Annotated in this window: 11 protein-coding genes; 7 read left to right on the top strand and 4 right to left on the bottom strand. The window is 64.0% G+C overall.

The features are described 5' to 3' along the window. Positions 1–12: 12 nt before the first annotated feature. The 4 genes from BM036_RS06185 to BM036_RS06170 all read right to left on the bottom strand — a co-directional run bounded on the left by BM036_RS06185 (position 13) and on the right by BM036_RS06170 (position 4,425). Positions 13–771 (bottom strand): outer membrane protein OmpK, encoded by a 759-nt coding sequence (locus tag BM036_RS06185; RefSeq protein WP_091849556.1) that lies wholly within the window; start codon positions 769–771, stop codon positions 13–15. Between the two features lie 103 nt (positions 772–874). Then, complete coding sequence (locus tag BM036_RS06180; protein WP_091849553.1) at positions 875–1,795, bottom strand: ABC transporter permease; 921 nt, start codon at positions 1,793–1,795, stop codon at positions 875–877. A gap of 1 nt (position 1,796) precedes the next feature. Continuing rightward, on the bottom strand, positions 1,797–2,903 hold the full coding sequence (locus BM036_RS06175) for an ABC transporter permease (RefSeq protein WP_091849551.1): 1,107 nt from the start codon (positions 2,901–2,903) through the stop codon (positions 1,797–1,799). After that, a complete protein-coding gene (locus tag BM036_RS06170; RefSeq protein WP_091849549.1) occupies positions 2,890–4,425 on the bottom strand; it encodes an ABC transporter ATP-binding protein in 1,536 nt (511 codons plus the stop codon). The genes BM036_RS06175 and BM036_RS06170 overlap by 14 nt, the downstream gene beginning before the upstream one ends. A gap of 236 nt (positions 4,426–4,661) precedes the next feature. Here BM036_RS06170 and xdhA point away from each other — a divergent pair, with 236 nt between their 5' ends. The 7 genes from xdhA to BM036_RS06135 are packed head-to-tail and all read left to right on the top strand — an operon-like array spanning position 4,662 to position 12,797. Continuing rightward, positions 4,662–6,119, top strand: a complete 1,458-nt coding sequence (gene xdhA / locus BM036_RS06165; RefSeq protein WP_091849547.1) for a xanthine dehydrogenase small subunit — start codon at positions 4,662–4,664, stop codon at positions 6,117–6,119. Continuing rightward, entirely contained in the window at positions 6,112–8,466 is a 2,355-nt protein-coding gene (xdhB, locus tag BM036_RS06160) for a xanthine dehydrogenase molybdopterin binding subunit (protein ID WP_091849545.1), read from the top strand. The genes xdhA and xdhB overlap by 8 nt, the downstream gene beginning before the upstream one ends. Continuing rightward, positions 8,466–9,362, top strand: a complete 897-nt coding sequence (gene xdhC, locus BM036_RS06155) for a xanthine dehydrogenase accessory protein XdhC (RefSeq protein WP_091849543.1) — start codon at positions 8,466–8,468, stop codon at positions 9,360–9,362. Before xdhB ends, xdhC begins: the two co-directional genes overlap by 1 nt. Beyond that, on the top strand, positions 9,359–9,859 hold the full coding sequence (uraD, locus tag BM036_RS06150) for a 2-oxo-4-hydroxy-4-carboxy-5-ureidoimidazoline decarboxylase (RefSeq protein ID WP_091849540.1): 501 nt from the start codon (positions 9,359–9,361) through the stop codon (positions 9,857–9,859). Before xdhC ends, uraD begins: the two co-directional genes overlap by 4 nt. Further along, the gene (uraH, locus tag BM036_RS06145) at positions 9,856–10,200 is read left to right on the top strand and encodes a hydroxyisourate hydrolase (protein ID WP_091849538.1); all 345 of its coding nucleotides are present in this window, start codon (positions 9,856–9,858) and stop codon (positions 10,198–10,200) included. The genes uraD and uraH overlap by 4 nt, the downstream gene beginning before the upstream one ends. After that, on the top strand, positions 10,200–11,600 hold the full coding sequence (gene guaD / locus BM036_RS06140) for a guanine deaminase (RefSeq protein ID WP_091849536.1): 1,401 nt from the start codon (positions 10,200–10,202) through the stop codon (positions 11,598–11,600). Before uraH ends, guaD begins: the two co-directional genes overlap by 1 nt. A gap of 3 nt (positions 11,601–11,603) precedes the next feature. Continuing rightward, positions 11,604–12,797 carry a urate hydroxylase PuuD gene (locus BM036_RS06135; RefSeq protein WP_091849534.1) on the top strand — a complete coding sequence of 398 codons (1,194 nt, stop codon included), beginning with the start codon at positions 11,604–11,606 and terminating at the stop codon, positions 12,795–12,797. Positions 12,798–12,889 lie beyond the last annotated feature (92 nt).

The following is a 12,889-nucleotide window of genomic DNA, read 5'->3' as shown; positions in this document are numbered from 1 at the left end:
TCCCGTGACGGATCAAAAGTGGAATTTCACCAATGCGCTGACAGAGCTCTGGGTGTCCATGACATTGTCGTCACCCACGCCGAACTTGTTGTTCCAATACTGGTACTCAACACCGGCGTAGAGCTTGCCGGGTTCACCCCAGAAGTTGCTGACATCCAGCTTGATCTGCGGCGTGAACTGGAACTCAGAGGCGTGGTCAGCTTCGGCGGTGGACCAGTCAATGTAGCCATCGATCAGGAAGCGGGCGGGCCCGATCTCGAACGGCGCGGCCCAGGTGACAGTCATCTGCAGGTCGTCGTTGATCTGCTCGTTGTCCACGTAGTAGAAAGAGGTGTTGAAGTACAGGAAGCCAGGTACGTTCCAGGCCAGGCCAAAACCACCCATGTAGTTGTTCACCTCGGTACCACCACCAAACTCATACTGGCCTGCCAGGAAGACATCCTTGACCGGACCGAAGCTGAGGTCGGAACCGGTCAGCCAGCTGCCGCTCAGAGTGGGCGCAAATTCACCGTACACGTTGTCGGTGCCCTCGGCACCACCCTGCCCCTGGTCACGGTCGATGAAGAAGAAGGTGCCGCCCCAGTTGTGCGCGGTGGCATTCTCGAAGGTGAAATACGTCGCCTCGTACTCTTCTCCCCCGAACCCTTCATACTGGTTACTGTGCAGGATGGAAACGCTGGACGAACCGAAGAACTTCTCGGCATGGGCAGCGGGTGCAAAGGAAGCGGCAGCGATGCAGCCGGCGATCAGTGTCTTACGAAATGCATTCATGGTATTACCTCTGTGGTTGCGCTCTTTTCTGGTTTCTTGCTTTTCTGGTCATCGTTGGCAAAGGGGTTGAACGTTATTGTTGGAAAGCGGGCTCCCGCACATCTCAGCGCCCCGGTCGATAGGGCTGGCCTAGTGAAAGCGGGGTATTCAAACGGGTTCTGGCCGGGTTCCAGGACAGCAGCACGAGCATCAGGATGGTGACCACGTAGGGCAGCATCGCCAGCAGCTCTGTGGAGGCCCGCCAGCCCAGGCCCTGCAGCACCAGGTGCAGGATGCTGGCCGCGCCGAACAGCCACGCGCCTATCAGCACCCGTTCCGGGCGCCAGGTGGCAAACACCACCAGCGCCAGGGCGATCCAGCCGCGACCGGCGGTCATGTTCTCGGTCCACATGGGGGTATAGGCCAGTGACAGGTAGGCCCCGGCCAGTCCGGCCATGCCGCCGCCGAAAGCCACCGCCAGGTAGCGGACCACCAGCACCTTGAGACCATTGGCATTGGCGGCGTCTGGATCCTCACCGACAGCGCGCAGCAACAGGCCGCCACGGCTGTGGTGCAGGAACAGCCAGATCCCGGCAAAGACCACCAGCGAGAAATAGACCAGCAGGTCCTGGTGGAACAGCACGCGTCCGATCACCGGAATGTCACTGAGCAGGGGAATCGCCACCCGTTCGAAACCGTCGATGGATTCCCCCACAAAACCGGCCCCCACGAAAGCACTCAGGCCGGTGCCAAAGATGGTCAGAGCCAGTCCCGCGGCGTACTGGTTGGCGGCCAGGGTAACGGCCATCAAAGCGAACAGCAGGGCCATACCGATGCCGGCGAACACTGAAGCAAATACCGCCACGGCCAGGCTGCCAGTGGTCAACGCCACCACGAAACCGGCCACCGCGCCCATCAGCATCATGCCCTCCTGCCCCAGGTTGAGGACGCCGGAGCGCTCGCAGATCAATTCGCCCAAGGCCACCAGCAACAGCGGTGTGCCCGCCACCACCATGGCCGCCAGGATGTTGGTCAGCAGCTCCATTTCACGCCTCCTGGGTGGCAGCAGGTGCTGCTACACGAGTGGGTTTGCGTACCGGCGCGCGGAGTCGTACCCGGTAATGGATAAAGGCGTCACAGGTCAGCAGGTAGAACAGCAACAAGCCCTGGAATAACCCGGTAACAGCCTTGGGCATGTTCATGGCGATCTGCAGCATCTCACCGCCGATAAAGGTCAATGCCAGCAGCGCACTGGCAGCAATGATGCCGAGGGCGTGCATCCGACCAAGGAACACCACAATGATCGCGGTGTAGCCGTAGCCCGGGGATACCTGGGGCACCAACTGACCGATCGGGCCGGTAACTTCCGAGGCACCAGCCAGGCCAGCGGTGGCGCCACCGACGAGGAAGGCGAACCAGGTCAGACGCCGGGCGCCAAAGCCGGCGAAGGCAGCGGCGCGCTGATCCTGCCCGACCACATTGAGCTGGAAACCGATGAAGCTGCGCGCGAACAGAACCCACACGCTTACCGCCGCGAGCAGACCAAACGCCAGCCCCAGATGGAGGCGGGTTCCGGGAATCAGGTCCGGCAACAATGCAGACTCAGCGAACATGACCGATTGCGGGAAGCCAAAGCCGTAAGGGTCCTTGAGGGGACCGTGAACCGCATACAGCAGCAGATTCAGGGCAATGTAGTTGAGCATGATCGTGGTCAGGATTTCATTGCAGTGCAGGTGGGTCTTCAGACCCGCGGCAATCGCGGCCCACAGCATGCCCGCCAGGATGCCCGCCACCAGCACGACGGGCAGCACCCAAAAGCCGGACATGTCCATCAGCTGAACCGCCACCGCACTGGCCCCCAGGGCACCCATCAGGAAGTGCCCTTCGGCACCGATGTTCCAGACCTTGGCCCGATAACACACGGTCAGGCCCGCCGCACACAGCAGCAGGGGTGCCATTTTCAGGCCCAACTCCGCCAGGCCGATCAGATCGCTGATGGGGGTGATAAAGAAAAAGGTCAGCCCTTCCACCGGGTCCTTGCCCATGGCCAGGAACAGCACGAAACCGGTCATGACTGTCAGCACCAGGGCCAGCACCGGGGAGGCCCAGCGCATCAGGGAGGAATCCACGGGGCGACGTTCAAGCAGCAGCATGGGTAGCCTCCGCGCTGCCGAAACCACCCGCCATCCACTCACCCAGTTGCTCGATGCTCAGCTCTGCAGTGCGTGCCAGTGGCGACAGGCGGCCCTGGCAGAGGGCGCCGATTCGGCTGCACAGCTGGAACAGCTCATCCAGGTCCTCGGAGACCAGCAGGATCGAGGCACCCTCATCCCTCAGCGCCACCAGTGCTTCATGGATGGCCACCGCCGAGCCCACGTCCACGCCCCAGGTGGGATGGGACGCCACCAGCATGCGCGGATTCTGCAGCGCCTCCCGGCCAATAATGTATTTCTGCAGGTTGCCCCCGGACAGGCTCGCGGCGGTGCTGTCCTCGCCGATACAGCGCACACCAAAGCGACGGATTACCTCGCGGGAGAAACTGCGCACCCGGCCGAAACGGATCATGCCACGGCCCACCAGGTCCTGCCCGGAGGCGGTAAGCAGGGCATTCTCCGCCAGGGACATCCCCGGTACCGCACCCCGGCCGAGGCGCTCCTCCGGTACAATGGCAACACCCAGCTTGCGGCGCTGCCCAGGAGACAGGGCATTCATCCTGACGCCGTCGAGCTCAATCTCTCCCCAGTCCGCGCGGATTTCCCCTGACAGGGCCTTGAGCAATTCGTCCTGACCATTTCCGGCAACCCCGGCAATACCGACTATTTCACCCTGGCGCAGTTGAAAGTTCACATCCGTGAGACTGGTACCGAAGGGGGCCCGGCTCTTGCAGCCAAGGTTGCGTACATCCAGCAACACATCGCCAGTCTGTGCAGCAGAAACCTGCGTGGAAATGGGTGTGTCGTCGCCCACCATCAGGCGCGCAATATCCGCCGCAGAGACCTCCCCAGGCCGGCAGTCACCGCTGACTTTTCCCTGACGCAGCACGGTGGCGTTGTGGCACAGGCTGCGCACCTCTTCCAGCTTGTGACTGATAAACAGGATGCTGCAGCCCTCGCTCGAGAGCTGCCGGAGGGTGGCAAACAGGGCTGTCACTTCCTGCGGGGTCAGCACCGAAGTAGGTTCGTCCAGGATCAGCAAGGTGCTCTCCTGGATCAGACAACGAACAATCTCCACCCGTTGACGCTCGCCCACCGACAGGGTGCTGACGTAGCGCCGGGGGTCCAGCGCCATGCCATAACGCCCGGACACCTCACGGATACGCTGGTCCAGCTTGCGCCGGTCACGGGCCTCATCGGCGGGCAGGCCCAGCGCAATGTTTTCTGCAACGGTCAGGGTCTCGAACAGGGAGAAGTGCTGGAACACCATGCCAATACCCATCTCCCGGGCCCGGGCCGGACTGTCCACCGTGACCGGGTGGCCATTCCAGATCATGCGCCCCTCGTCCGGCTGCACCACCCCGTAGATCACCTTCATCAGCGTGCTCTTGCCGGCACCGTTCTCGCCCAGCAGTGCATGGATCTCCCCGGCGCCCACCGTCAGATCAATACCATCGTTGGCCCGGCACCCCGGGTATTCCTTGACGATGTTTTCCAGTTTCAGGCGCAGCGCCGCAGTCATACACAGCCTCTTCTCGTTATCCATCCAGGTCTGGCCAGCTCATAAACTGACCAACCAATCAACATTTGAAGGGTCAGCAATATGCTTGCCAATAGTTAACGAAAGCCGGAAAACCGCTAAATGAACCAATTGGTCAGATTTTTGCAGAAACCGGCCCATAAGCAGCGGAATGCCTGCCTGTAGTGGAAGGAAGGTAGCCGTGAAACCCCGCAAATAGCCTGCGAGCGGAGAGAGCCGTGATTGAATTCGTTCTGAACGGTCGAACTGAAAAAGTTGACCAGGTCGACCCAAATTTGAGCATCCTGGAATGGTTGCGCACCAAAATGCGACTCACCGGCACCAAAGAGGGCTGTGCCTCCGGTGACTGCGGTGCCTGCACCGTGATCATCGGAACCCCTGACCCGCAGGGCAACATCCGGTACGAGGCCATCAACAGCTGCATCAGCCTGGTCGGCAACCTGCACGGCAAGGAACTGATCACGGTTGAGGCCTTTCAGCAGGAACCGGGCCACCCGGTGCAGAGGGCAATGATGGAGAAGCATGGCGCTCAGTGCGGGTTCTGCACGCCTGGCATCGTCATGTCGCTGGTCGCCCTCCATGCAAACAGGGAAGGCACAACCCCGGACGATCACCGGTTACTGGAAGCGCTGTCCGGCAACCTGTGCCGCTGCACCGGCTACCGCCCCATTATCGACGCGGGTCGCCAGGCCCTGGTGCAGGAGTGGACACCAGGAGCCGCACACCCGGCCGCCGGCCTCGGCGGCGGCCGGAGTACCGGCGAGCTGAACGCCATTAACCGGGACAGCATCAGTCTGCAGGCGCCAGATGGCCCCCGCTATGACGCCCCGGTCAGCCTTGATGAGCTGCGGGCGCTGCGACGGGAATTCCCCGACTCAAGGCTGGTGGCCGGCAGCACCGACCTGGCCCTGGAAATCACCCAGCAACTTAAAACCCTGGACCACATGATCAGCGTGGAACGGGTCGAAGAGCTGACAGGCTGCGAGCGGCAAGGGGATGAACTGGTCATTGGCGCCGCCGCCACCTACCAGCGGTTCCGTGGCCTGCTGTCAGGCCTGTGGCCAGCGTTTGACCCGATGCTGGAGCGGCTGGGTTCACTGCAGATCCGCAACCGCGGCACCCTCGGTGGCAACATTGCCAACGCCTCCCCCATCGGTGACATGCCCCCGCCCCTGATCGCCCTGGGCGCCACCCTGGTGCTGGACGGACCGGATGGTGAGCGGCGCCTGCCCCTGGAGGACTTCTTCCACGGCTACAAGCAAACCGACCTGAAGCCCGGCGAGTTCGTGCACTCGGTACGGTTACCGGTGCCACGGGCAAACGAGCAACTCTATCTCTACAAGGTCTCCAAGCGCCTGGATGACGACATCTCCGCGGTGCTGGGCGCCTTCCGCCTGACCGTTGACAACGGTGTGGTGGCGGACTGTCGCCTGGCCTTCGGCGGCATGGCGGCCACTCCGGCCCGCGCCATTGGAGCCGAAACCGCCCTGAAAGACCAGCCCTGGAACGACGACAGCGTCACCGCTGCAATCAGCGCCCTGGCCAGCGATTTCTCACCTCTCACCGATGTGCGTGCCTCCGCCGGCTATCGCCTGCAGGTGGCTGGCAACCTGCTACGCCGGGCGCTGCTGGCATCCACTTCCAGCGAGACCCTGATGGTGACCGGCTATGCGTAAACTGCCCCTGAACACTCCGACGCCGGCCCATACCGCCCGCGGCCTGGCTGGCCACAGCGTCAAGCACGACAGCGCCTGGAAACACGTCAGTGGCCAGGCCCGCTATATCGACGACCTGCCCATGCCTGAGGCCTTGCTCCACGCCGCCGTGGGCCACAGCGAGCAGGCCCACGCCCGCATCCTGTCCATGGACCTTGAGGCGGTTCGACACTATCCCGGCGTGGTGGCCGTGATCACCGCGAACGACGTACCCGGTCACCTGGACATCGGTCCGGTGTTCCCCGGCGACCTGGTGCTGGCGGACAATATCGTGGAGCACATCGGCCAGCCCATCTTCGCCGTGGCCGCCACCAGCCACGAGGCCGCACGCAAGGCAGCACGACTGGCGACGGTGGAATATGAGCCACTGGACGCCGTGGTAACCGTAGAACAGGCCCTGGCGCAGCAACTCTTCGTACGCCCCAGCCAGACCCAGCAACGGGGCGAGCCGGACCGTGCCCTGGCGGGAGCGCCTCATCGCCTGCAGGGCGAACAGCATGTCGGCGGCCAGGAGCACTTCTACCTGGAGGGCCAGGCCTGCCTGGTCGAGCCCACCGAAGACGGCGGCATGTTCGTACATACCTCCAGCCAGCACCCCTCGGAGGTGCAGAAGCTGGTGGCGGAAGTGCTGGGGCTGCCAATCCACGACGTGCAGGCGGAGGTCCGGCGCATGGGCGGCGGCTTCGGCGGCAAGGAAACCCAGGCGGCACCGCTGGCCTGTGTCGCGGCCTTGCTGGCCCACGCCACCGGGCGGCCGGTGAAGTACCGGCTGTCGAGGGCAGACGACATGGTACAGACCGGCAAGCGCCACGACTTCTACAACACCTATGACATTGGCTTTGATGACAACGGCCTGATCCTCGGCGCCGACCTTATGGTAGCCGGCCGTTGTGGCTATTCCCCGGACCTGTCCGACGCCATTGTTGACAGGGCCATGTTCCACGCCGATAACGCCTACTACCTGGACCAGGCTCGGGTGGTGGGGCACCGCTGCAAGACCCATACGGTCTCCAACACCGCCTTCCGGGGTTTTGGCGGCCCCCAGGGCATGATGATCATCGAGCAGGCCATGGACGACATTGCCCGCCATCTGGACCGTGACCCGCTCGACATCCGCAAGCTCAACCTCTACCGGCCCGGGCGGGACACCACCCACTATGGCCAGACGGTGGAGCAGCACGTGCTGCCGGAACTGATGGAAAAACTGGAGGCAAGCTCCGACTATCGCCAGCGCCGGGCGGAGATCACCGCCTTCAACCGTGCCAGCCCGGTGCTCAAACGGGGCCTGGCGCTGACCCCGGTGAAGTTCGGCATCTCCTTCACCGCCAAGCACCTGAACCAGGCCGGCGCGCTGGTGCACATCTACACCGACGGCAGCATCGTGGTGAACCACGGTGGCACAGAAATGGGCCAGGGCCTGTACATCAAGGTGGCCCAGGTGGTGGCCTCTGCGTTCCAGGTGGACCTGGAACGGGTCAAAGTCACCGCCACCCGCACCGACAAGGTGGCCAACACCTCACCCACAGCCGCCTCGTCCGGCTCCGATCTCAACGGTATGGCAGCACTGGATGCCTGTGAGAAGATCATCGAAGGATTGGTGGCGTTCGCCGCGAAGCACTGGTCCACTCCGCCAGAGCAGATCAGCTTTTCCGACAACCAGGTGATCGTCGGCGGCCAGGCAGTGCCCTGGGAAACCTTCATCCAGAGCGCTTACATGAACCGGGTGCCCCTATGGTCATCCGGCTTCTACGCCACCCCCAAGATCCACTACGACCCGGAGACCGGCACCGGTCGACCTTTCCTCTACTACGCCAACGGCGCCGCCTGTTCCGAGGTGGTGGTGGACACCCTCACCGGGGAATACCGGGTGGTACGCACCGACATCCTCCACGACGTGGGTCGCTCCCTGAACCCGGAAATCGATATCGGCCAGATCGAAGGCGGTTTCGTGCAGGGCATGGGCTGGCTGACCACCGAGGAACTGGTATACAGCGACGAGGGCCGGTTGCTGACCACCGGCCCCGCCACCTACAAGATTCCGGCGGTATCCGACTGCCCACCGGACCTGCGGGTGGCCCTGTTGCCACAAAGTCCCAACCGCGAGGCCACCGTGTTCCACTCCAAGGCCGTGGGCGAGCCACCGTTGATGCTGGGTATCGCCGTGTGGAGCGCCCTGCGCGATGCGGTGGCCAGCCTTACCGACTATCGCTACAGCCCGCCCCTGGACACCCCCGCCACCCCGGAGCGGGTACTGGGCGCGGTGACCGCCAGCCAGCAATGGCTAACCAAACACAGGAAGACCGCGTAATGGATCGGCGACTGAACTGGTACCAGGCCGTGGCCCGGTGCGAGGACCGGGGCGAGCCCTATGTGCTGGTCACTGTGCTGGGGGTGACCGGCTCGGTCCCCCGGGAACCCGCCAGCAAGATGGTGATCACCGGCGAGGACAGCTACGACACCATCGGCGGCGGCCACCTGGAATACCGCATCTGCCAGCAGGCCCGGGAACGGCTGGCACGGCAGGACTACACCAGTGAACTGGCTCACTTTCCCCTGGGCGCCAGCCTGGGCCAGTGCTGCGGTGGCAGTGTGTCGGTCTTGATCGAGGCGCACCCGGGCTGTGAGCAGGAACTGGTCATCTTCGGAGCGGGCCATGTCGCCCGGGCCCTGGTGACCATCCTCGGAGAGCTTCCCTGGCGCGTCACCTGGGTGGACGAACGGGCCGACCAGTTCCCCGCCGGCGCGCCCGCCAACATCCGCATCCACCATACCGACGACCCGGTGGGGGATGCCCCCCGACTGTGCGCCGGCAAACAGGTGCTGATCCTCACCCACAACCACCAGCTGGATTTCGAGCTGTGCCGCACCCTGCTCACCGCCGGCAACTGCGCGGGTATCGGCCTGATCGGCTCAGACACCAAGGCGGAGCGATTCCGACAGCGGCTGGACCACCGGGGATTCAGCCCGGAGCAGATCCATACCATCCGCTGCCCGGTTGGCCGGCCTGACGTACCGGGCAAACGCCCCATGGAAGTCGCGGTGTCCATCAGCGCCGAGCTGCTCAGCCTGTCCGCCAGCGCGCACCAGCCCGCCGCCCGCCGGGGCCTGCCCTGGAAGGCACTGAAAGGCCTGATCCAGGACACCCACACTGGCCAGCACTGCGAAGAGGTGCCGGCAACGATGCAAAAAGGGAAAGCCGAATGACCCTTGCCGAACTGAACACCCTCCCCCGGGACCAGGCCGAAGCCCGCTTCCGGGACTGCTGCGCCGCCGAGCCCTGGGTGCAGGGCATGGTGGGCAACCGCCCCTATACCAGCCGTGAGGCCATGCTGGTCCAGAGCCATCGCCTGTGGCCCACCCTCACCGAGCGCGACTGGCTGCAGGCCTTCGAGGCCCATCCGAAGATCGGCGATGTGGACAGCCTGAGAGAGAAATACGCCAGCACCAGGGCCCTGGCCAGCGGCGAACAGGCTGGGGCACGCCAGGCCCCGGATGCGGTCCTGCAACGCCTGAAGGCCGGCAACGACGACTACCTGGCGAGATTCGGCTTCATCTTCATTGTCTGCGCCACCGGCAAGTCCGCCGAGCAGATGCTGGATCTGCTGGAAGCCCGTTTGCCTAACACCCGCGAACAGGAAATCGAAAACGCCGCCCGGGAGCAGGCGAGGATCACCGAGATACGACTGGAGAAACTGGTATGAGCGCAAAGAGCCCCGTCACCACCCACATCCTGGACCTGGGCACTGGCCGCCCGGCCGCCGGCGTGGCGGTGACCCTGAACAAGGTCCTGGGCGGCCAGGCAACCCGCATCGCGGAAGGCACCACCGACGACGACGGCCGCATCATGAACTGGTTCGACGCCCCCCTGGATGCGGGCCACTACCGGCTCACCTTCGCCACCGGCAGCTGGTACCAGGCGCGTGGACTGGACACTTTCTTCCCCGAAGTCAGCCTGGACTTCCACGTGGCCGATACCAACGCCCACTACCACGTCCCGCTGCTGCTGAACCAGTGGGGCTACTCGACCTACCGGGGAAGCTGATGACCAGTACAACCGACACTGCATTCCCGGCGGGCAGCCGGGCCCATCGCGGCGCCCTGCTCCACTTCCTGGATGACCCTGGCAACGACCCGGAACCCAGGGACGGCAGCCTGGAGTATGTCGAAGACGGCCTGCTCATCCTGCAGAACGGCCGGGTAGTCGCCACCGGCCCTGCGCAAGAGCTGTTGCCCCGGATGCCTGAGGGCACCCCGGTCACCCACTGGCAGGGTGGTCTTATCCTGCCCGGCTTTATCGACACCCACGTGCACATGCCACAACTCGGGGTGATGGCCAGCTATGGCGCCCAGCTGCTGGACTGGCTGGAGACCTACACCTTCCCCCACGAGGCCCGTTTCAGCGATGGCGACTGGGCCCGTGCCGAGGCGCTGCGATTCACCGACCTGCTGCTGGCCTACGGCACCACCTCCGGGTTGGTGTTCTGCACCTCACACGCCGCCTCGGTGGACGCGCTGTTCGAAGCCGCCGAAAGCCGGGGGATGGGCCTGACCGCCGGCAAAGTAATGATGGACCGCAACGCCCCGGACAACCTCACCGACACCACCCGGGGCAGCTACGATGACAGCCTGGCCTTGCTTCAGAAATGGCACGGCCACGGCCGCCAGCGCTACGCCATCACGCCACGCTTTGCAGCCACCTCCACCCCGGAGCAACTAACCCTGGCGGGAAAACTGGCGGCCGATCACCCGGACGTCATGGTCCAGACCCACTGGGCGGAGAACACTGGCGAGATCCAATGGATCAGCGACCTCTTTCCCGAGCGCCACAGCTACCTGGACGTGTACGATCACTACGGCCTGCTGGGGGATCACACCGTATTGGCCCACGGTATCCATATTGATGACCGCGACCGCCAGCGGCTGGCCGAGACCGGCACCCGCATCGCCTTCTGCCCTACCTCCAACACCTTCCTGGGCAGCGGCCTGTTCGACTTCCGCAGTGCGCGGGAAGCAGGCGTGACTGTAGGCCTGGCCTCCGACGTGGGTGGCGGTACCAGCCTGTCCATGCTGACCACCATGGCGGAGGCCTACAAGGTCTGCCGCCTGCGAGGCCAGACGCTGACACCCTGGCAGGCGTTCTACCTGGCCACCCTGGGCAATGCCCGGGTGCTACAACAGGCTGACCAGACTGGCAGCTTTCAGCCCGGTCGCCACGCCGATTTCGTGGTGCTCGACGAGGGCACCTCACCTGCCCTGACCATGAAGCAGCCCTACAGCCACACCCTGGCAGAGACCCTCTTCAACCTGATGATCCTGGGGGATGACCGGGCCATCGCTGCCACCGTCGTGGCCGGCGAGATTCGTTATCAGCGACCCGACAGCCCTACTGCACCAACCCCGCAACCCTCACACCCCGTCTCATCCCCCGCCCAAGGAGCCTGATTGATGGAAGCATACCTCAGCGAGTGGCTTGGCCTGATGGTCCGCTGGTTTCATGTCATTGCCGGCGTTGCCTGGATCGGCGCGTCGTTCTACTTCGTCTGGCTGGACAACCACCTGCGGGAGCCCCCGGCGTGGAAAAAACAGCAAGGCATCAAGGGCGACCTGTGGGCCATCCACGGTGGCGGCATCTACGAAGTGGCCAAGTACCAGCTGGGGCCGAAGGAGATGCCCCGGGAGCTACACTGGTTCAAGTGGGAGGCCTACAGCACCTGGCTGAGCGGCATGACCCTGCTGTTCATCGTCTATTACCTGGGCTCGCCGGGTTACCTGATTGATCCGACCAAGGCCGATATCAGCCTGGGCACCGGCGTCGCCATCGGCCTGGGAACCCTGGCCTTGGTGATGGCCATCTACGAAGCGCTGATCCGCAGCCCCCTGGCCCACAATGGCAAGGCCTTCGGCCTGGTGCTGTTCGCCATCCTGCTACTGGTGGACTGGGGCCTGTTCCAGGTCTTTTCCGGCCGGGGTGCCTATATCCATGTGGGAGCCGTCATCGGCACTATCATGGTGGCCAATGTCTTCCTGGGGATCATCCCGTCCCAGCGGGCACTGGTGAACGCGGTCCATGCGGGCAAGGAGCCGGACGAACGGGTTGCCCGGCTGGCCGCCCTGTCCAAGCTGCGCTCTACCCACAACAACTACCTGACCCTGCCGGTCATCTTCATCATGATCAGCAACCACTACCCGATGTTGTATGGCCACCCCCAAGGCTGGGCCATACTCGCGGCCATAGGCTTTATCACCGCCTTTGCAAGGCACTACTTCAACCTGCGCCACCGTGACATCAACCGGCCATCCATCCTGGTCGCCGCGGCGGCCATGACCGTGGTGCTGATCTGGGTGATTGCCCCCACACCCACCACCTCCACCAGCACCGCAACCGCCGCCGTCAGCGACGAGACAGTGGCGCAGATCCTGGAAACCCACTGCGTAGCCTGCCACGCAGAATCACCCACCCAGCCGGGATTCCAGTCCGCACCGGCGGGAATCCGGCTGGAGAACCTGTCACTGCTGGCTGACCACAACGGCAAGGTACGGCAGGCGGCAGTGGATACCCATTACATGCCATTGGGGAATATGACAGGGATGACGGAGGAGGAGCGGGAGCAGTTGGGGCTTTGGTTGAACGGCCAGTGAGTGCCAGAGTGTATGCCGCACGAGCAGACATCGACCTGAAGGCAGGCCAGAGAGTTCGCTGTCAGTTTTGGCAACCTGACAGTACAACACTG

The sequence above is a fragment of the Marinobacter segnicrescens genome (assembly GCF_900111555.1).
GTDB lineage: Bacteria > Pseudomonadota > Gammaproteobacteria > Pseudomonadales > Oleiphilaceae > Marinobacter > Marinobacter segnicrescens.
The sequence above is the reverse complement of the archived record's forward strand: the minus strand, read 5'-3'. Positions and strand labels throughout refer to the sequence as shown.

Bases quoted from the DNA above. Each gene is read 5' to 3' on its own strand.
- BM036_RS06185 (WP_091849556.1), bottom strand. From the start codon at position 771: ATGAATGCATTTCGTAAGACACTGATCGCCGGCTGCATCGCTGCCGCT.
- BM036_RS06180 (WP_091849553.1), bottom strand. From the start codon at position 1,795: ATGGAGCTGCTGACCAACATCCTGGCGGCCATGGTGGTGGCGGGCACA.
- BM036_RS06175 (WP_091849551.1), bottom strand. From the start codon at position 2,903: ATGCTGCTGCTTGAACGTCGCCCCGTGGATTCCTCCCTGATGCGCTGG.
- BM036_RS06170 (WP_091849549.1), bottom strand. From the start codon at position 4,425: ATGACTGCGGCGCTGCGCCTGAAACTGGAAAACATCGTCAAGGAATAC.
- xdhB (WP_091849545.1), top strand. From the start codon at position 6,112: ATGCGTAAACTGCCCCTGAACACTCCGACGCCGGCCCATACCGCCCGC.
- xdhC (WP_091849543.1), top strand. From the start codon at position 8,466: ATGGATCGGCGACTGAACTGGTACCAGGCCGTGGCCCGGTGCGAGGAC.
- uraD (WP_091849540.1), top strand. From the start codon at position 9,359: ATGACCCTTGCCGAACTGAACACCCTCCCCCGGGACCAGGCCGAAGCC.
- uraH (WP_091849538.1), top strand. From the start codon at position 9,856: ATGAGCGCAAAGAGCCCCGTCACCACCCACATCCTGGACCTGGGCACT.
- guaD (WP_091849536.1), top strand. From the start codon at position 10,200: ATGACCAGTACAACCGACACTGCATTCCCGGCGGGCAGCCGGGCCCAT.
- BM036_RS06135 (WP_091849534.1), top strand. From the start codon at position 11,604: ATGGAAGCATACCTCAGCGAGTGGCTTGGCCTGATGGTCCGCTGGTTT.